The sequence below is a fragment of the Kamptonema formosum PCC 6407 genome, assembly GCF_000332155.1.
GTDB classification, from domain to species: domain Bacteria; phylum Cyanobacteriota; class Cyanobacteriia; order Cyanobacteriales; family Microcoleaceae; genus Kamptonema; species Kamptonema formosum.
In genome coordinates this window covers 488,955-506,107 of sequence record NZ_KB235904.1, presented here as the reverse complement: position 1 = coordinate 506,107, position 17,153 = coordinate 488,955, and the positions used below count along the sequence as shown (strand labels likewise).

The window sequence follows — 17,153 nt, the reverse complement described above, 5'->3', positions numbered from 1 at the left end:
CCCCATCTTCCCCATCTTCCCTATCTCCCCATCTCCCCCGCTCCCCCGCTCCTCTGCTCCCCCTCTCCCCCTCTCTTCCCAATTGCTGCCAACTGATGGTAGTAAGGGAAAAAGTGGCGATCGCACCTAGTAAAATGGCAATATCGTGAGTAGGTAAATTCCAGCCTAACTGCTCTGAGACTATCTTTTGTAACGGTATACTCACAGTTGGCAGTACAATTACGCCAAAAATCCCCAATAGTGCTGCACTCAACCAGGGAATCCATTCCCGTAGTTGTTCTAAGGGATCTGGGCGATCGAGAATCCAACGCTTTACTAAACTGTAAAATAAGGCGGCGATCGCACCGCTGACTACAGGCGTAACCAACCAAGTCAGGGAGATCGTACCAATAGTTTGCCAGCGAACGGCACCAATTCCAGCCGCCACCCAACTAAAACCCGCGATCGCACCTACCACCGCATGGGAAGAAGAAACAGGCAAACTCAAACTGGTAGCGATTTGTAGCCATAACCCACAACTGACCAACACTGAAACCATACCAATTAAGAATAACTGGGGCATGGCAGCGAAGGCCTCTGGATTAACAACACCCGTCGCTAGAGTTTCCGATACCCCTTGACCAAAAAACAAGGCTCCTGTAAACTCCAAAATTCCAGCGACAATTATTGCCTGCGGCAGAGTCAAAGCCTTTGACCCTACCGATGTCCCCATTGAATTAGCAACATCATTCGCACCCAAATTCGCGGCGAGATATAAAGCCAGGAGTGCGATCGCTCCCAGTTGGAAAAAGTCAGCCCAAGAGACATCCAACATAAAAAATTATTTACACTTGATTTAGCGTCCGCTTTTGCCATATCATAGTAGATTGTGAGTTTCGGCAAAATTTTATGAAATGTGCAGAGATCGTCCGCTCGATTGAGACGGAAGAAATCAATAAGCTCAAAGTAGAGCTCAAGAAAGAACTTCCTGAAATCCACGTAGGCGACACCGTAAGAGTCGGCGTGAGAATTGTAGAAAGCGGGAAAGAACGAATCCAACCCTACGAAGGCACTGTCATTGCTAAACGCAACGGCAGCATCAACGAAACGATTACCGTCCGCCGCGTGTTTCAAGGCGTAGGAGTCGAGAGGGTATTTCTGATCCACTCACCGCGCATTGCCACCATCAAAATCATCCGCAGAGGGAAAGTACGCCGCGCCAAGCTATATTACCTGCGCGATCGCGTCGGCAAAGCCACCCGCATCAAACAACGCTTCGATCGCCCCTTGTAAAAATGGGCATCAAAACTTGGTTTTTGCCAAACTTGAGAATTTCGCTTGCGTTCGCGATCGCATTCTGTTAGACTAGGAATCTAGAGGTTAACCCAGTCAAGTCAAACCGGATGCGCTCTTAGTTCAGTTGGTAGAACGCAGGTCTCCAAAACCTGATGTCGGGGGTTCAAGTCCTCCAGGGCGCGCTGAATCACCAACTTTTAAAGTTCTGCCCGAAAGCGCCGAGATTTATGGCTACATCCAGCCTAAATCGCCAACTTTTGGGTAGAATTAACTGTGTGGGCGATTCACAAAAAACGGCAGAAACAGACGCTTTGTTTCGCGTCTTAATTCTCAGTTGCGCCTGTAAAATTACTGCTTTACACAAAGCAGTGCTAGTCAGGAAACATTGAGGTTAACTGCCAAATCAGCAGAGGCTCAATGCGCGGATTCGAGATTTGGGATAGTGAGTGAGCCGTTTAGGTTTAAAATTCTTAAGCCTGCGAATCGCTTAAACAATCTAAAATCTAAAATCTAAAATCTAAAATCGCAAAGGGGATTAGCAATCGTGGCGAAGAAAGACGAAGCACAAGTAGTAAAAGAAACAGCGCCTGGGTTCAACCCGACGAGTTTTTTCAAGGAAACGAAAGAAGAACTCGAAAAAGTGGTTTGGCCCAGCCGGCAGCAGCTAGTGAGTGAGTCCTTTGCCGTAGTCTTGATGGTAATCCTCTCGGCAAGCCTAATCTACCTAGTAGATAACTTTTTTAATTGGGCAGCGGCACAGGTGTTTGCACCATGACTTTTGCATCAGAAGAATCTCTGAATTCTACACAAATGTCGGAGGCAGACGCGCCGGAACTTCCGCCGGTTGAAGCCCGCTGGTTTGCCGTTCAGGTAGCTTCCGGCTGCGAGAAGCGCGTCAAAGCCAACTTAGAGCAGCGGATTCAAACATTGGATGTGAACGATCGCATCCTTGAGGTAGAAATCCCTCAAACTCCCGCGATCAAACTGGGCAAAGATGGCGCACGTCGGCACTCAGACGAAAAAGTCTTTCCCGGCTACGTACTCGTCCGAATGTTAATGGACGAAGAAACGTGGCAAATTGTTAAAAATACCCCGAATGTGATTAACTTTGTCGGGGCAGAGCAAAAACGCCGCTACGGGCGGGGACGGGGGCACGTCAAACCCCTACCTCTGAGTAATTCAGAAGTAGAGCGGATCTTCAGACAAACTCAGGAAGCAGAGCCAGTTGTCAAAGTTTCAATGGCAGCAGGAGATCACGTTGTGGTACTTTCTGGGCCATTTAAAGATTTTGAAGGTGACGTGATTGAAGTCAGCCCAGAACGGAATAAGCTCAAAGTATTGCTCTCAATTTTCGGACGCGATACGCCCGTAGAATTAGAGTTTAATCAGGTTCAGAAACATAGCTAACTAATGGCAAAGAAAATTGTTGCGGTAATTAAGTTGGCGATTACGGCGGGAAAAGCCAACCCAGCACCTCCGATCGGCCCAGCCTTGGGTCAACATGGTGTCAACATCATGATGTTTTGTAAGGAGTACAACGCCAGAACTGCCGATCAAGCAGGTCTAGTGGTGCCGGTAGAAATTTCGGTGTTTGAAGACCGGAGTTTTACGTTTATTCTCAAGACCCCGCCAGCGTCGGTGCTAATTCAAAAAGCAGCCGGCATTGCCAAGGGTTCAGGCGAATCGAACCGCAAAAAAGTCGGCTCGATTACCCGAAGTCAGTTACGGGAAATTGCGGAAACGAAAATGCCAGACCTCAATGCTAATGACATTGATGCCGCGATGAAAATCGTGGAAGGAACGGCAAAGAATATGGGCGTAGCGATCGCAGATTGATCCTTCAATCTTAAATCCAAAAGCTAAGTAAAATCAATTATGGGGGAGAGGCAGAGCTTCGTTAGTAACCCCAGGAGAAAAAAATGGCAAAAAAAGAGTCTCGCAGAATCCAAGAGCTCAAAAAGAAAGTAGAAGACCGGGTTTATCAACCACTAGAAGCCCTACAACTCCTCAAAGAAACAGCAACGGCTAAATTTCCCGAAGCTGCTGAAGCACATATCCGCTTAGGAATTGACCCTAAATATACGGATCAGCAGTTGCGGACAACCGTATCGCTACCCAAAGGAACTGGTCAAATTGTCCGCATTGCGGTAATTGCCAAGGGTGAAAAAGTTAAAGAAGCCTTAAATGCAGGCGCAGACATTGCTGGTTCTGAAGAATTAATCGATGAAATTCAGAAAGGCATGATGGACTTTGACCGCTTGATTGCCACACCAGACGTGATGGCACAAGTGGCAAAATTGGGCCGCTTGCTAGGCCCTCGCGGTTTGATGCCTTCTCCAAAAGGTGGTACTGTCACCTTTGATTTGGCACAGGCGATCGAAGAGTTTAAAGGTGGTAAGCTAGAATTTAGAGCCGATCGCACAGGCATTGTTCATGTCATGTTCGGCAAAGCAGCTTTTTCTGCTGAAGACTTGCTAGTTAACCTACACGCTTTGCAAGAAACCATTGACCGCAACCGTCCTTCTGGTGCTAAAGGCCGCTACTGGCGGACGATGTATGTATCAGCAACGATGGGGCCGTCAATTCAAGTTGATATTAGTGCTCTGCGCGATCTAAAACTTGATGCAGCGTAATTGTTAATGGTTAACGGTTAACTGTTAACCGTTAACCATTAACGAATACAAATACAAATCAATAAGCCATAGACAGCAGGTGTTAACACCTTAATTTCCTGCCGAGGCTAAGAAAGTAAAAACTTAAAATTAAGTAAAAGTTAAAAATGTCTAATTTTTAATTTTTAATCTCTAATTTTTAATTTTTATTTCCTTGCCCCGGCTTGAAAGTCGGGGTTTTTGATTGGCAGTTTGGGATTTTTAAAGGAGGTGAGACAAGTATGGGCAAAACCGTAGCGCAGAAAAATGAAATCATTACTGAACTCAAGGACAGCTTGAGTCAGTCGCAACTGGCAGTCATCATTGACTATCAGGGGCTATCTGTTGCGGAAATCACAGATTTGCGTCGTCGTCTGCGTCCAAAAGGTAGCAGTTGCACAGTGACCAAAAATACGCTGATGCGAATTGCTGTTGAGGGCGACGCGAAATGGCAACCGATGCAGGAATTACTGAAAGGTGCTTCTGCTTTAGTGTTTGTCAAAGAAGATATCAGTGGCGCGATTAAAGCTTACCAAGAGTTCCAAAAAGCCTCTAAGAAGAGTACCCTTCGCGGCGGCGTTATGGAAGGGAAGCTTTTAAAAGAAGCTGATATTAAAGCGCTGGCGGATCTTCCGTCCAAGGAACAACTCATGGCTCAAATTGCCGGTGCTATCAATGGTGTAGCTACCAAGCTGGCTGTGGGTATCAATCAAGTTCCTACTTCTATCGCTCGCGGCCTCAAGGCTTATGCCGAAAAAGAAGGCGGCGAAACAACTGAAGCATCGGAGTAAGTTGCTAATGGCTAATAGCTAATGGCTAATGGCTAATGGCTAATGGCTAATGGCTAATGGCTAATAGCTAATGGGTTGCAAAGAATAAACAATTAGCAATCAGCAATTAGCAATTAGCTCTTCCAAATTTCAAATCCAAAATCGAACTAGGAGTTCAACAAATGTCTGCTGCAACCGATCAAATTCTCGAACAACTCAAATCCCTAACTCTGTTGGAAGCTTCCGAATTAGTGAAGCAAATTGAAGAAGCCTTTGGCGTTAGCGCTGCGGCTCCTACTGGCACTATGATGATGGCTGGCCCTGGCCCTGCTGCTGTTGAAGAAGTAGAAGAGCAAACTGAATTCGATGTGATTCTCGAAGAAGTTCCTGCTGATAAGAAAATCGCTATTCTTAAGGAAGTGCGGACTATTACCGGTCTGGGTCTGAAGGAAGCCAAGGACTTGGTAGAAGCTGCACCGAAGGCTGTTAAGGAAGCGATCGCAAAGGCTGCTGCTGAAGATATCAAGAAACAGTTAGAAGCCGTCGGCGCGAAGATCGCTATCAAGTAATTAACTTGACTAAGTATTAGCATCTTTGCTTACCCCCCCTTAAAAAGGGGGGTTTTTTGAGTTTATTATATATAGTAACCGCTTTCGTGGGTTAGGACTTTCTGATTTCCACCAAAGTCGCTGATTGTTTCCCCCTTCTTTCTCTTCTTTCCCTTCTTTCTCTTCTTTCCCTTCTTTCCCTTCTTTCCCTTCTTTCCCTAGTCCCTAGCCCCTAGCCCCTAGCCCCTAACCGCTGAAAGCGGTTGCTATTTAGGCCCGCGAGCATTCAAGCGCTCGAAAACGTGACGTGACATTTGTGGAAATATTGTCTCATTTCTTGCATAGGCTGGATCGTCAGCAAAAATCACTAAAATATAGATAGCTCGATCGTCTAAGGTTCTAATAAATGCGGCTTCTTGGCGGGAACCGGAAGTGTAACCAACTTTAGAACCAAAGTAAATTTTAGTTGGCAAAGATTCGCCTAAAAATCCTTTTATAGAGTTACTAGGATCGTTTTTCCAAGCTTTAGGATTTAAGTCTCTAGTTAATAAGTAAGCCATTTTGCGGCTAGCAAGTGGAGAAACGGCTTGTCTTGTATAAATTTCGTATAAAAGCCTTGCAGCTTGATCTGTTGTCACCTGATTCCGAATGGGTTTGGGGGAGTTACTCCGCAGTTGTAACTCGCGTCCTTTTGGCCCTTCTTGACCTAAATAGTAGATCGGATAATTTTTGGTGGTGAGTTTAATACCTTCGTATCCTGCTGCTTGGAAAAAAGCATTGATTTGTTGACGTTTTTTTAGCCAAGTTTGCAATTTTTGACCGCTAAGTTCTCCCCCTGATTCTGTGTCCGTGATGGTGTCTAGAATCCGGCTAGCAGCATCGTTATTGGATACCTGTATCATTTGCTTGAGGTCGGAAGTAAAAGAGGATTCATCTTTTTGGATCAGACCTTTTTCTAGGGCTCCATAAAAACCTGCCATCCAAAATAATTTGGCTACACTAGCGGGAAATCTAGGTGTTTGATTTTGATAGCCGGCAAAGGTGTGGGCGTTGGAATTGCTGACATCAATTAAGGTAATGGATAGGGAGGCTGTAGGTAGTTTTTTGCTGGTGGCGATGTTTACAAGTTCGTCAACGATGACTTGTAATTCTTGGCTGTAAATTTGGTTTGGGGGTATTTTGACGTTGTAGCTGAAGGTGCGATCGCTTTGGTTTGAAGGCGGATTGGAAGTTCCCTGAACTGGTAGCGGCGATATAGTAGGGGGTTGAGAGACAATTGGCGGTTCTGCGACACGATGACTTCTGAAGGGAATTGTCACTATCCAAGCGATCGCGATCGCGGCGGCGGTTAGGGAGAGGATATTGCCATATTTTAACCGAGAGGATTTGGCAGGAGTTCGGCGGCGTGGTTTAACTGAACGCCTTTGGTTTTGGCGACGGGGGTTGATTTGGCGGGGTAGCTTCTCTATCTGCATCAGAGTAGTATAGTATCCAATCCGCCTTTTACTTTACCCTAATGTGAGCAATTTGGCAGGAAAATCTGTTATGAGTTGTCGCGTCAATAGCCAGAGCAAAGGTATTATTGTTGTAATTATTACTAAATCGTGCGTCTGACTCTACGAGCGAGTTAAAAAGTAGCGAGAAAATGAGTTCAATCAAAGTAGATTATAGCCTGAGAAAACCTTTAAATGTTTGCCGCTAGTGTTGGATGGTTTTTGAGGACTGGGAGCGCTATTAAATCTACTTTTATAATCTGTGGAGTGTGGCTTATAAAGAAAAATAAAGATTTAGTGCTGAGTCTTATTGTAGAGCTTATAATCGATCGATATCAACACTCGCTCTAAATTATAAAACAATGACAGAAGCCAGAAAAATAGGCAAGATGTCCCGGAGAAATTTAATTCTGCTCGGTGGTGCGAGCGCAATGGCAGCCAGCCTTTGGCCGCACCTCTTGAAATCTCAAAGTGCGATCGCAGAAATAAATCCAAAAGAGGTGGCTCCCAGTATAATGGCAGATCAAGCGCTCAAAAAATTGATGGAAGGGAATCAGCGCTATATTCAGCAAAAACGGATTTTTCCCGACCAAAATCAGGCGCGAATTTCAGAGGTTGCACACAGTCAACATCCATTTGCGACCATTCTCGGATGTTCGGATTCGCGGGTTCCTCCCGAACTACTTTTCGATCGAGGATTGGGCGATATATTTGATGTGCGAGTAGCGGGCAATGTCACTGACAATACTATCATCGGTAGCATTGAATATTCGGTAGCAGAATTAGGGGTTCCACTGATATTGGTACTCGGTCACGAACGGTGTGGTGCTGTTAAAGCAACTTTAGAGGGTCATTCTGTTCCTGGCAATATTGGCACTGTGGTAGCAGCTATTAAACCAGCTTTAGAGCAAGTACAAAATCAGTCGGGGGATAAGTTAGATAACCTCGTCAGAGCTAATATCAAAATGAGTGTGGATAAGTTAAAAGTTACCTCATCGATTTTAGGGGAAGCGGTGAAGACTGGTAAACTAAAAATTGTAGGTGCGCGCTATGATTTGGATACAGCCAAGGTAGAGATAATTTACTGACCTTGGTCGCACAATTCCTAGATCGTAGCATTAACTTTATTGATACTCTCAGGGCTAAAGCCGCTGAGATTCTTGAATAGTCCAAAATCTAGACTTCAAAGGCGAGCACAAACCGCCTCTACTGATTCCACTTAGGTCTAGCCCAAGCTTCACCGCTACTTTTCTTAAAATATTAGCCGCGCCGTTACAATCGGCGTTGATTTCAACACCCTCAGAAGTACGATACAATCCACGCTTAACTCTTTTTCCAGATGCCTTCCACCCTAACTCTTTCAGAGTGGCTTCGCCTACGGGTTTTTCACCAAAATTAGGTAGCGCGTCAGCGTCTAAAAAACTAGCTTTACTGGTGTAACTTTCTTCAGTTTCCTCAAACCGAATACCATACAACTTGCATAGTTGTTCTATTCTGGCTTTGAGTCTAGCGGTAGGGATTTGTACAAAATTCTGATTAGTCTTATTGCCTAAATCTATTCCAGACTTTTGTCCTTTGTTCCAACCAAAAACCAAAGTGCCGATACTGTTATCTAAACAATGTTGAATTACTATGCGAGCCGCTTTGTTAACCGCATCTCGCATTTGTCGGTTCCGCTTTTCAGTCATTGCCGCTAAACGTTTAGACCAGAAGCCATTGGGTTTATCGGTCATTTGCTTAGCAACTTGCTTGTTGTACCATTGGTTGATAGATTTTAAGTGCTTGCCATCAACAATAAAACTTGTCCCGACATTGCTAACCCCTGTTAACCAATTATTTAAGCCGTGATCCAGACCCAAACATTTAGCGGGATCTAAAATAGGTTTTTTAACCACAACTGGATAAACAAACTCAGCATAAAAGCAGCCATTTCTGGGCAGTATTCGTACCTCTCTGAGATTTTCAAAATCAAGGTTGGATGGCATCGGTAGGAAAAACTCTTTCAATCCGAACCAAGCATTAACACGCAGACCCAGAGGAAATCTAATTTGTCCGTCAATCAGTTTTAATGCCCGTTTGGGATAGGCAACTAATTGGTATCCTGGCTTCCGATAGTTGGGTGGCTTGGGTTTATTTTCAAGTTCGCCATTGCGCCATAGTTCTCTTAATTTTGCAAATGCGCTAATCGACTCTCCAACTGAGAGACAGGTTTGCGTTGCGGCATCAGAAGGAAGTGCCGAAAAGTGTGCATTTTTGGTAAGGTTTTTTACAAGGTCAAAACTTGTCACATACTTATGGGACTTAAACCAGATTTGTCGGGCATAATAAGTGGCGCAATTATGGAGCTTGTTTGACTCAGAGCAGATAAACTCAAGAACAGCTTTCAATTGCTGACTTGGACTAATTAAATTTTGCTGAACTCCTAACGGTACTTTCGGTTTTTTGGGCGTTTTACTTCTAGCTTTAGCCATGTTTTTATAACTTATATTGCTATTAATTAGCATCACACGGTATAGTCGATATGTCAAGTCGTGTCTACAAATATTTTATGCTGCCCCTGCCGGAATATAAAACCCATAACCACGTTAAGTTCCTGCTGAATTACCATTTTGTGTTTATCCCTAAGCGTCGCCGCCCAGTTTTAGTGGATAATGTAGCAACTAGAACCCGTCAGATATTTTTAGATTTGGCGATAGAGAAAGGTTGGGACATTTTGGCTTTGGAGGTCGCGCCAGATCATGTGCATTTATTTGTAGCGGTTAAACCCACAGACACTCCGGCATTAGTGGTCAAAGCTTTTAAAGGAAGGTCGAGTAATTACCTGAGAAAAGAGTTTCCACATTTACTAAAGTTACCTAGTTTGTGGACGAGTAGCTATTTTGTAAGTACCGCAGGTAATATTAGTAGTGAAGTGGTTAAGAAATATATTGAAGATCCACACCATGCCGCCAATTAAAGAAAGATTCACGGCGGTTAAAACCGCCCGTGCCGCTTACCTCTCAGGTCTAAAGACTCTGAGTTTCCCGCTTGCCGAACTGTTTTTATGAGTGCATCTAGGCGATCGCGATTACATCAAACCCATTTCTCGCAATCCCCCGCGCAGCCGTTCAGCTTCTATAGGGTTGCTGTGTTCGTCATGAAGCGCGATCGCTTTCTTAAACGCCGCTACACTTTCCGCCACATTCCCAACTTTGAGGAAAACAACGCCCAAATTTTGGTAAGCTTCCGCAGAGTCAGGATTGAGAGCGATCGCTTGCTGATAAGTCGCGATCGCAGCCTCTAATTTTCCCTGAGCTTTCAGTGTCATGCCCAAATTATAATAACCAGCAACAAAATTGGGGTCAATTTGCAAAGTCATCTCGTAAAGACTTTTTGCACCACCCAGATTGCCCTCATCCTTGAGTAAATTGGCTAAATTATTGTAAGCTCCCAATTTTAACTGAGGTAAAATCTCTAATTTAAGTGCGGTTTGATAATGTTCCTTTGCTTTGTCAAACTGTTGTTGTTGACGATAGGCAATGGCTAGATGATAGTGCAGTTCATAGAGTACATAAGTATCTATAGAGATCGCGGTCAAGCCTCGTTTTAATAGTGCTATCCCTCGCTGAACTTCCCCAATTTCCACGTACAAAGCACCTAACTTGCTGCATACATAGGGGTCATTTGGATGTTGAGCGATATAACTTTCCATCGCTTCCCGAGCTTTTTGAAGTTTACCTTTAGCAGCGATCGCACCAGCTTGATATCCAGAGTGTAAAATCGCCACGCCAGGGAGAGAACCTATTTTCCATTGCAGTTCCCAGGTCATAATCTCCCCAACGCTGTCATCTACCATTGCATGATAAGGTCGAGAAAAGCGGATCTTGGGATGGTTGCGGAATAAGCGCGACACCAAGGAGTAAGGAGATTGTACTGCACCGATTTCTTGGCGGATCAGATTAATTAGCAAGTGGCGATCGCTCTTAATCGCCTGCTTCAGGTGTGGGACAATCTCCGAAGCCAGCACTTCATCAGCATCCAACACCAAAATCCACTCACCACGAGCATACTGGAGAGAGTGATTTCGCGCCGCCGCAAAGTCGTGACACCATTCAAAGCTATAAACCCGCGCGCCGAATCTTCTAGCGATTTCCGGGGTGCGATCGCTCGAACCCGTATCCACCACCACAATTTCATCCACAACCTCTTTAACGCTGCTTAGCGCCAGGGGTAGCGCCATTTCCTCATTTTTGACAATCATGCACAAGCTTAGATCCATCTGCCACCTAATTTTCTTGACTTAAAACGGGTCGTTGTAATTTTAGAGCTAAATTTGACAGCTTAGGAAAGCCTCTACTTACAACTTTCGACATATAAAAAATTATTTCTGACTGTTTTTAGAGATTAAAAAGCCTCAAAGCTCTGATTTTCGGTCAAATTTCTAACCCATCAGATTCCTCCCAATGGTAGAGGAGAATATACAGCCGCAATTGTTATTCTTAGAACATAAGGCAAAGAAAAAGAATAAAAATTGAACGGTCAGGAGAAAAAGAAATGGGAATTATTGCTTGGATTGTATTAGGTTTAATTGCTGGCGCGATCGCCAAAGCCATTTATCCAGGTCATCAAGGCGGCGGCTTTCTAGCAACAACTGTTTTAGGAATTTTGGGTGCTCTAGCTGGCGGTTATCTTGGTCAAGTCCTTTTAGGAACTAGCGCGGGTGCATCCTACGGAGCTTTGACCATCCCTAGTGTAGCATTTGCAGTCATCGGTGCAGTCGTGCTGCTGTTCATCTGGGGTTTGTTAACTCAGCGTGCTGCGTAATAAGTTAAGTTTAACTAAAAATAGATGATTTTAACAATCCTCTCGACAGGCTCAGAGAGGATTGTTAATTGTTAATTGCTAGTGGGTAACTTGTATGGAGGAGATCGCGATCGCCACCATTTAGCACAGACAAGTATAGTAACCCTTAAAACCTGTAACTTAAAACTTCAATTACCGACCCATTATCAGGTAAATCAGCAGGTTTAAGCGCGATCGTATCCCGATCTATGCGGCGCACAGGAGTGCCACTCATTAGCGCTAAAAAGTCATCTAGCGATACCAAATCGCAGGCCGCTGCATCCGCTGCTGGGGTTTTGTAATGAGTGGGAATCACCATTTTGGGTTTCAGAAGTTCCACAGTTTTTTTCGCCTCTTCAGGAGTATAAGCCTTGGGGCCGCCTCCCACAGGAATTAACAGCAAATCTGGCCGTCCGAGCAAGATTTGTTGTTCAATTTCAATTTGTCCGGCAATTCCCCCCAAGTGTAGAATTTTGACACCCGCCTGCTTCCACATCCAAGCCACATTCATCCCAAAACGCCGTCCCCCTTCGCGATCTTTCTGTGTATTAATACCCTCAATCCGCATCCCATTAAACTGAAAAACTCCCGGTTCGTAAAGGAGTCCCGGATTATTTGAAAATCCCTCGATCGCGCCTTCATCTAATAATCTGCTGCTAATCAGAATTAAATCTGTAGCCACATTGGGAGCGCGGTATCCCGCCGTACAACCGATTGGACGGAATGGATTTACCAGCACTTTTAGACCGTCGCCAGTGAATAAAAAGCAAGTATGCCCTAACCATTGCACGGACAAACCATTGCTGGTTTGTGCTTGATAGCTTTGCCATCCTGAAGGTAAGGTAGTTGCTAAAGCTGCTAGTAAACTTGTCTGTGCGTAACGCATTAATTGTCGCCGTTTCATCTTTCTTCCTATCTATTTAAACCCGTTTAATTTGACCGAATATCATCTCTTACATTCACCTTGGTGGGATTAAAACCCGATTAATTTTGAAGCCTTGCCAAGAAATTTCGTAGCAATTGCTTCCCCGAAGTTGTCAATACACTTTCAGGGTGAAATTGAACTCCCTCGATATGCGGGTATTGGCGATGACGCACGCCCATAATCGTACCATCTTCCACCCAAGCTGTAATTTCCAAAACCTCTGGACAACTTTCTCGTTCAATTACTAGGCTGTGGTAGCGGGTGGCAGTTAAGGGCGATTCTACCCCCTCAAAAACTCCTATCCCTGCGTGCAGAACCGGAGAAGTTTTACCGTGCATTAAAGTGGGTGCAGAAACAATATTGCCCCCAAAAACTTGACCGATACTTTGATGACCGAGGCAAACTCCTAAAATGGGCATGGTTGACCCTAATTCTTTAATCAATTCTAGAGAAATTCCGGCATCTTCTGGTCGTCCTGGCCCTGGAGAAATCACAATTGCTGCTGGCTGCAACTGGCGAATTTCTTCTATAGAGATTTGGTCGTTACGGTAGACTTGCACTTGGGCGGCTACAGGTAAATCTGCCCCCAATTCTCCTAAATACTGCACCAAATTATAGGTGAAGCTGTCGTAGTTATCGATGACTATAATCAAGGGCTATACTCCTATAAATAAGCTGTTGTCTAATGGCTAATTACTGGTTGAATTAGGGCTAATAAAGGAGGCAGCAACAGGGTAGCTGCGACGAGAGCAGAGACCATTGCTGAAACTAACACAGATCCAGCAGCACAATCTTTCGCTATTCTAGCTAGGTCGTGGTAGGTTTGCTGAACTGTTAAGTCTACCACTGATTCTATGGCGGTATTTAGCAATTCTAGGGCTAAAACTAAACCGATTGTTAAGCCAATTACGGATATTTCTACTGGTTTTAGATGCAAAAAGATACTTAAAACAATTGCTAAGGTGCCAATGACAGTGTGAATGCGAAAATTCCGCTGAGTTTCAAAAGCATAACTTAGGCCCGCCCAGGCGAATTTAAAACTAATTGCTAAACTGGAGGCAACTTGCCAGGATAGTTCCCGGTTATGTTTCACTGCTTTAGTACACGCTTTCAGGCTTTGGGTTGAAGAGTCTGAATCGGGGATAAATTCTGCACGCTCCGAGGAGATTGACGACTCATTTAATTTCATAAATGGCAAACTTAAGTGATAGAGATGAGTGTTCCCAAGACCTTGAAGATTGGCTTAATTTAGTCTCGTAGCTTTCCTGTTTTTGTTGATTTTTGGGTGTGATTTCAGAAAGTTATTTTTGACTTTGTTATGATGAAAGTTAACTCATCGCCCACCAATCTTATATAATTGAAATCGTTTATGTTTGAACGGTAAGACCAATCGTTTTAAGCAATATTTCTTGTTGATTGAGCATACTATTCAAACTATCTTCATCCGGGTGATCCCAGCCCAAAAGATGCAAGAAACCGTGAGCCGCTAGCCATGCGAGCTCCGTTGTTAAGGGATGGTGTTGCTGCTGGGCTTGGCGGTGAGCTGTATCGACCGAAATTACTATATCACCCAAATACAGGGGCATGGATGCTACCATTTCTTGGGGATGAGGACAGTTTACCTCTAAAGCGGCAAAAGCTAGTACATCGGTCGGTTGATTTTGCTGCCGATATTGGCTGTTGAGGGTTTGCATTTCAGGGTCTCCTGTGAGGCGGAGGCTGAGTTCGCAACTGGGAACTGGCCCAATGTCTGGGGAAAGGGTTTCTAGCCATGTCTGAAACCAGGTTTCCCAGGTTTCTGGGTGAATCTGTCCCTCGGCGATACTCTTAGGGCTAATTGTCGCTGAAGTTGATTCGTTAGCTTCCCAGAAATAGTCCTGTACGCTCACCTCGATTTCCATTTTTTGGCACTCCTGTAATGTTGGTTAACTGTTAACTGTTAACTGTTAACTGTTAACTGGTAACTGGTAATTGGTAATTGCTAATTGCTAATTGCTAATCGCTAATTGCTAATTGCTAATTGGTAATCGCTAATTACCCATCCTCTCCATCTCCCCCATCTCCCCCTCTTTCCCTAGTCCCTAGCCCCTAGCCCCTAGCCCCTTCTTCTATAATTTGCAGTACCTACTACATTAAAAGCTGCTATATTTAGGGATGAAAATAGCGATCTATGAATGCTAAACCAATTAGTATCCCTAACAGGGCGATCGCTGTTAGGCAAAAATGAAATAGGGAGGTTGCGCGCTTGCGAACCATGTTTCGCATGGCGAGTTTGACGTAACTCGGTTGAGGTGCTGTTCCTGACGGGGTGGTTGAGGTGGCTGACACAGAGTCGGTTTCAACGGGTAAGGGCGATTGGCTCATAGTTCTGAGTGTTGATAGTTAAGATTAAAGTTGCCACGATTGTAACAAAAATGTAATGTTTTGTGTAGCAGTTTGGAGGGGCGCGATCGCGCCGTAACGCCGCCTTTCAGATGGTACTGCCTAGAAAGTGGCGTTACGGATATTTTGGGGTAAGTCTTGTTCAAGTAGCGCTGCGATCGCGACAAGATCGATCCGATATCGATCGCTTAAGTAAATTGTTCTATCTCCTCCCTTATTCCTTGTTCCTTGTTTCTTCAATCAATCATTAACTGTTTTGGCAGACTGATTAAACAACAAATTTCGCGACTCTTCAATACTAATTGCCTGAGTTTTGAAAGCTTCTGCTTGCTGATAGGCTCGAATGGTTGCGGGACGGGCTTTAATCGCTTCAAACCAACGCTGCAAATGCTCAAAATCTTCTAGTTTTTGACCTTGGAGCGCATAGGGTACAATCCAGGGATAAATGGCAATATCGGCGATCGAATAGTCACCGCCAACAAATTCGCGATCGCTTAACCGCCGATTCAATACAGCATACAAACGTCCCGTCTCATTCACGTAACGTGCGATCGCGTAGGGAATTTTTTCGGGAGCATACTGACTGAAATGATGGTTCTGTCCGGCCATTGGCCCGAGACCGCCCATCTGCCAGAATAGCCATTGTAGAACTTCGAGGCGATCGCGAATCTCGCCAGGGATCAACTTCCCAGTTTTTTCTGCCAAATAAAGCAAAATCGCCCCCGACTCAAACACAGAAATTGGTTCGCCACCATCCACAGGTTCGCGATCGACAATAGCAGGAATGCGATTGTTAGGGGCAATCTTCAAAAACTCCGGTTTAAACTGATCGCCTGCACCAATATTAATCGGAATCAGCGTATAAGGTACTCCGACTTCCTCCAGAAACATCGTAATTTTATGTCCGTTGGGCGTTGTCCAGTAATAAACTTCAATCATTCCTGTCTCCTGAGATTACAAAAATTGTGCTTGGGATATTACCCGAGCTCAAATTATAGCTTAACAAAGCTTAATATAACAGTTGAGTAATTAAAACTCAACCAGCCTGCGGGTGTAAATTTTTAATAAGCTTCTTGACATTAGAATTTTTTTTTTGTATTATTTGCTCAGTGAAAATGTACAAAATAAGTTTGATAGCAAAACTCAAACTCCCATCCAAATTCCAATTCTAGGGTGCTTTCTATCTAGTTTTCCCAAGTTTAGCTTATCCTCGCAGAATTAGCTTTACAATGTTATTTATGAAAACTCCGCAGATCGTCCCAGAAACTCTGGCTCAATTTCCCTTTTTTAGTATTTTAAATCAGAGGGATTTAGAATGGATTTTACATGAAGGCACCCCTGAAAAATGTCAACCGGGTCGAGTGCTGATCCAAGAAGGTCATCCAGTAGAATCACTCTATCTATCTATCTCAGGAACCCTAGCTGTTACCGTATCGCGCCAAGACGGAGGAGAACAAGAACTCAAGCGACTATTCGCCGGCGAACTAATGGGAGAAATGTCTTTTTTGGATAATCATTTACCTTCTGCTACCATCAAGGTAGTCGAAGATTCTCAGGTATTGTCACTATCCAAAACCACGCTGGTCCGCAAACTAGAAACAGATGGAGATTTTGCCTCTCGTTTCTATCATTTATTATCCTTAAAACTCTCGGATCAATTGCGCGGCTTATCAGGTTTACTAACGGAAAATCAAGCATTACCCAGCGAACCATTACGAAAAGTTCTACTTGTATTTGCCGTTCTCAATGATAGCGACATTGCTTGGATGATTGCTCACGGAGTACCCGAAAAAGTTATTCCTAATACTGTTCTCATCCAACAAGGAAAACCCGTACCTGCCGTTTACATTTTACTAGAAGGCACATTAGGTATTTATATTTCCCTTACCAAAAACGGAATCACAACAGAGAAAGAAGTCGCAAAGTCAATTAAAGGCGAAATCCTCGGTGAAATGTCTTTTGTAGAAATAGGCACCGCCTCAGCTACTGTCAAAGTAGTAGAAAATGCTTGGTTACTAGCTCTACCTCAATCACAATTAGCCGCCAAACTAGAGGAAGACAGAGCCTTTGCAAGTAGATTTTATCGAGCCATTGCTGTTGTCCTATCAAATCGTTGGCGCGATCGACTTATGCGTCGTGGATTTGCCACTCTCGCCAACGATCTTACTTCCATGCTCTCCGAAGAAATTGATGCCGAAGACGAGCTTGATTTTGATGTTTTAGAAGGAACTGCCATTGCCGGCACCCGCTTTGATTGGATGATTCGCCAGCTACGTTAACCGTTATAA

The 17,153-nt window shown here is 44.3% G+C and carries 23 protein-coding genes, 1 tRNA gene and 1 other annotated feature; of the genes, 13 read left to right on the top strand and 11 right to left on the bottom strand.

Annotation, left to right across the window (positions count from 1 at the left end):
• On the bottom strand, positions 1–814 hold an 814-nt coding region (locus OSCIL6407_RS30985), incomplete at its 3' end, for an inorganic phosphate transporter (RefSeq protein ID WP_148288945.1).
• 74 nt (positions 815–888) lie between these two features.
• Here OSCIL6407_RS30985 and rplS point away from each other — a divergent pair.
• The 9 genes from rplS to rplL all read left to right on the top strand — a co-directional run bounded on the left by rplS (position 889) and on the right by rplL (position 5,265).
• Positions 889–1,272 carry a 50S ribosomal protein L19 gene (gene rplS, locus OSCIL6407_RS0119160; protein ID WP_007354803.1) on the top strand — a complete coding sequence of 128 codons (384 nt, stop codon included), beginning with the start codon at positions 889–891 and terminating at the stop codon, positions 1,270–1,272.
• A 112-nt stretch (positions 1,273–1,384) separates the two neighbouring features.
• Positions 1,385–1,457 (top strand) — tRNA-Trp (locus OSCIL6407_RS0119155).
• Between the two features lie 45 nt (positions 1,458–1,502).
• Positions 1,503–1,664, top strand: coding sequence for a hypothetical protein (locus tag OSCIL6407_RS35470; protein ID WP_019487550.1), 162 nt, complete (start codon positions 1,503–1,505; stop codon positions 1,662–1,664).
• 155 nt (positions 1,665–1,819) lie between these two features.
• Positions 1,820–2,050 carry a preprotein translocase subunit SecE gene (gene secE, locus OSCIL6407_RS0119145; RefSeq protein WP_007354805.1) on the top strand — a complete coding sequence of 77 codons (231 nt, stop codon included), beginning with the start codon at positions 1,820–1,822 and terminating at the stop codon, positions 2,048–2,050.
• The gene (gene nusG, locus OSCIL6407_RS0119140; protein ID WP_007354806.1) at positions 2,047–2,682 is read left to right on the top strand and encodes a transcription termination/antitermination protein NusG; all 636 of its coding nucleotides are present in this window, start codon (positions 2,047–2,049) and stop codon (positions 2,680–2,682) included. The genes secE and nusG overlap by 4 nt, the downstream gene beginning before the upstream one ends.
• Positions 2,683–2,685: 3 nt before the next feature.
• The gene (rplK, locus tag OSCIL6407_RS0119135; RefSeq protein WP_007354807.1) at positions 2,686–3,111 is read left to right on the top strand and encodes a 50S ribosomal protein L11; all 426 of its coding nucleotides are present in this window, start codon (positions 2,686–2,688) and stop codon (positions 3,109–3,111) included.
• 83 nt (positions 3,112–3,194) lie between these two features.
• Positions 3,195–3,908: a 50S ribosomal protein L1 gene (gene rplA, locus OSCIL6407_RS0119130; RefSeq protein ID WP_007354808.1), complete on the top strand. Its 714-nt coding sequence runs from the start codon at positions 3,195–3,197 to the stop codon at positions 3,906–3,908.
• A 48-nt stretch (positions 3,909–3,956) separates the two neighbouring features.
• Positions 3,957–4,139 (top strand) — a sequence feature (ribosomal protein L10 leader region).
• Positions 4,140–4,168: 29 nt separating this feature from the next.
• Positions 4,169–4,717 (top strand): 50S ribosomal protein L10, encoded by a 549-nt coding sequence (gene rplJ, locus OSCIL6407_RS0119125; protein ID WP_019487549.1) that lies wholly within the window; start codon positions 4,169–4,171, stop codon positions 4,715–4,717.
• Between the two features lie 161 nt (positions 4,718–4,878).
• Positions 4,879–5,265 carry a 50S ribosomal protein L7/L12 gene (gene rplL / locus OSCIL6407_RS0119120; RefSeq protein ID WP_007356247.1) on the top strand — a complete coding sequence of 129 codons (387 nt, stop codon included), beginning with the start codon at positions 4,879–4,881 and terminating at the stop codon, positions 5,263–5,265.
• 245 nt (positions 5,266–5,510) lie between these two features.
• On the opposite strand, the gene OSCIL6407_RS0119115 is transcribed toward rplL, so the two are convergent.
• Positions 5,511–6,719, bottom strand: coding sequence for a serine hydrolase (locus tag OSCIL6407_RS0119115; protein WP_007355259.1), 1,209 nt, complete (start codon positions 6,717–6,719; stop codon positions 5,511–5,513).
• A gap of 380 nt (positions 6,720–7,099) precedes the next feature.
• Here OSCIL6407_RS0119115 and OSCIL6407_RS0119110 point away from each other — a divergent pair, with 380 nt between their 5' ends.
• Entirely contained in the window at positions 7,100–7,825 is a 726-nt protein-coding gene (locus OSCIL6407_RS0119110; RefSeq protein ID WP_007355260.1) for a carbonic anhydrase, read from the top strand.
• Positions 7,826–7,879: 54 nt separating this feature from the next.
• On the opposite strand, the gene OSCIL6407_RS0119105 is transcribed toward OSCIL6407_RS0119110, so the two are convergent.
• Entirely contained in the window at positions 7,880–9,208 is a 1,329-nt protein-coding gene (locus OSCIL6407_RS0119105; protein WP_007355261.1) for an RNA-guided endonuclease InsQ/TnpB family protein, read from the bottom strand.
• Positions 9,209–9,285: 77 nt separating this feature from the next.
• On the opposite strand from OSCIL6407_RS0119105, the gene tnpA reads away from it, so the two are divergent.
• The gene (gene tnpA / locus OSCIL6407_RS0119100; RefSeq protein ID WP_007355262.1) at positions 9,286–9,693 is read left to right on the top strand and encodes an IS200/IS605 family transposase; all 408 of its coding nucleotides are present in this window, start codon (positions 9,286–9,288) and stop codon (positions 9,691–9,693) included.
• A gap of 111 nt (positions 9,694–9,804) precedes the next feature.
• Here the strand turns inward: tnpA and OSCIL6407_RS0119095 are convergent, their stop codons facing one another.
• Positions 9,805–10,995 (bottom strand): tetratricopeptide repeat protein, encoded by a 1,191-nt coding sequence (locus OSCIL6407_RS0119095; protein ID WP_007355263.1) that lies wholly within the window; start codon positions 10,993–10,995, stop codon positions 9,805–9,807.
• 275 nt (positions 10,996–11,270) lie between these two features.
• Between OSCIL6407_RS0119095 and OSCIL6407_RS0119090 the strand changes: the two genes are divergently transcribed.
• Entirely contained in the window at positions 11,271–11,540 is a 270-nt protein-coding gene (locus OSCIL6407_RS0119090) for a GlsB/YeaQ/YmgE family stress response membrane protein (RefSeq protein WP_007355264.1), read from the top strand.
• Positions 11,541–11,685: 145 nt separating this feature from the next.
• Here the strand turns inward: OSCIL6407_RS0119090 and OSCIL6407_RS0119085 are convergent, their stop codons facing one another.
• The 7 genes from OSCIL6407_RS0119085 to OSCIL6407_RS0119065 form a co-directional block, all read right to left on the bottom strand.
• The gene (locus tag OSCIL6407_RS0119085) at positions 11,686–12,462 is read right to left on the bottom strand and encodes an MBL fold metallo-hydrolase (RefSeq protein ID WP_007355265.1); all 777 of its coding nucleotides are present in this window, start codon (positions 12,460–12,462) and stop codon (positions 11,686–11,688) included.
• Positions 12,463–12,542: 80 nt separating this feature from the next.
• Entirely contained in the window at positions 12,543–13,136 is a 594-nt protein-coding gene (locus tag OSCIL6407_RS0119080; protein ID WP_007355266.1) for an anthranilate synthase component II, read from the bottom strand.
• A 29-nt stretch (positions 13,137–13,165) separates the two neighbouring features.
• Positions 13,166–13,672, bottom strand: a complete 507-nt coding sequence (locus OSCIL6407_RS0119075) for a diacylglycerol kinase family protein (protein ID WP_007355267.1) — start codon at positions 13,670–13,672, stop codon at positions 13,166–13,168.
• Between the two features lie 178 nt (positions 13,673–13,850).
• A complete protein-coding gene (ybeY, locus tag OSCIL6407_RS0119070; protein WP_007355268.1) occupies positions 13,851–14,384 on the bottom strand; it encodes an rRNA maturation RNase YbeY in 534 nt (177 codons plus the stop codon).
• A gap of 247 nt (positions 14,385–14,631) precedes the next feature.
• Entirely contained in the window at positions 14,632–14,847 is a 216-nt protein-coding gene (locus OSCIL6407_RS32785; protein WP_007357374.1) for a DUF3285 domain-containing protein, read from the bottom strand.
• A 120-nt stretch (positions 14,848–14,967) separates the two neighbouring features.
• Complete coding sequence (locus tag OSCIL6407_RS35465) at positions 14,968–15,105, bottom strand: hypothetical protein (protein WP_155523408.1); 138 nt, start codon at positions 15,103–15,105, stop codon at positions 14,968–14,970.
• The gene (locus OSCIL6407_RS0119065) at positions 15,106–15,804 is read right to left on the bottom strand and encodes a glutathione binding-like protein (protein ID WP_007357375.1); all 699 of its coding nucleotides are present in this window, start codon (positions 15,802–15,804) and stop codon (positions 15,106–15,108) included.
• A gap of 299 nt (positions 15,805–16,103) precedes the next feature.
• Between OSCIL6407_RS0119065 and OSCIL6407_RS0119060 the strand changes: the two genes are divergently transcribed.
• Positions 16,104–17,144: a cyclic nucleotide-binding domain-containing protein gene (locus OSCIL6407_RS0119060; RefSeq protein WP_007357376.1), complete on the top strand. Its 1,041-nt coding sequence runs from the start codon at positions 16,104–16,106 to the stop codon at positions 17,142–17,144.
• The last annotated feature ends 9 nt before the right edge of the window (positions 17,145–17,153 follow it).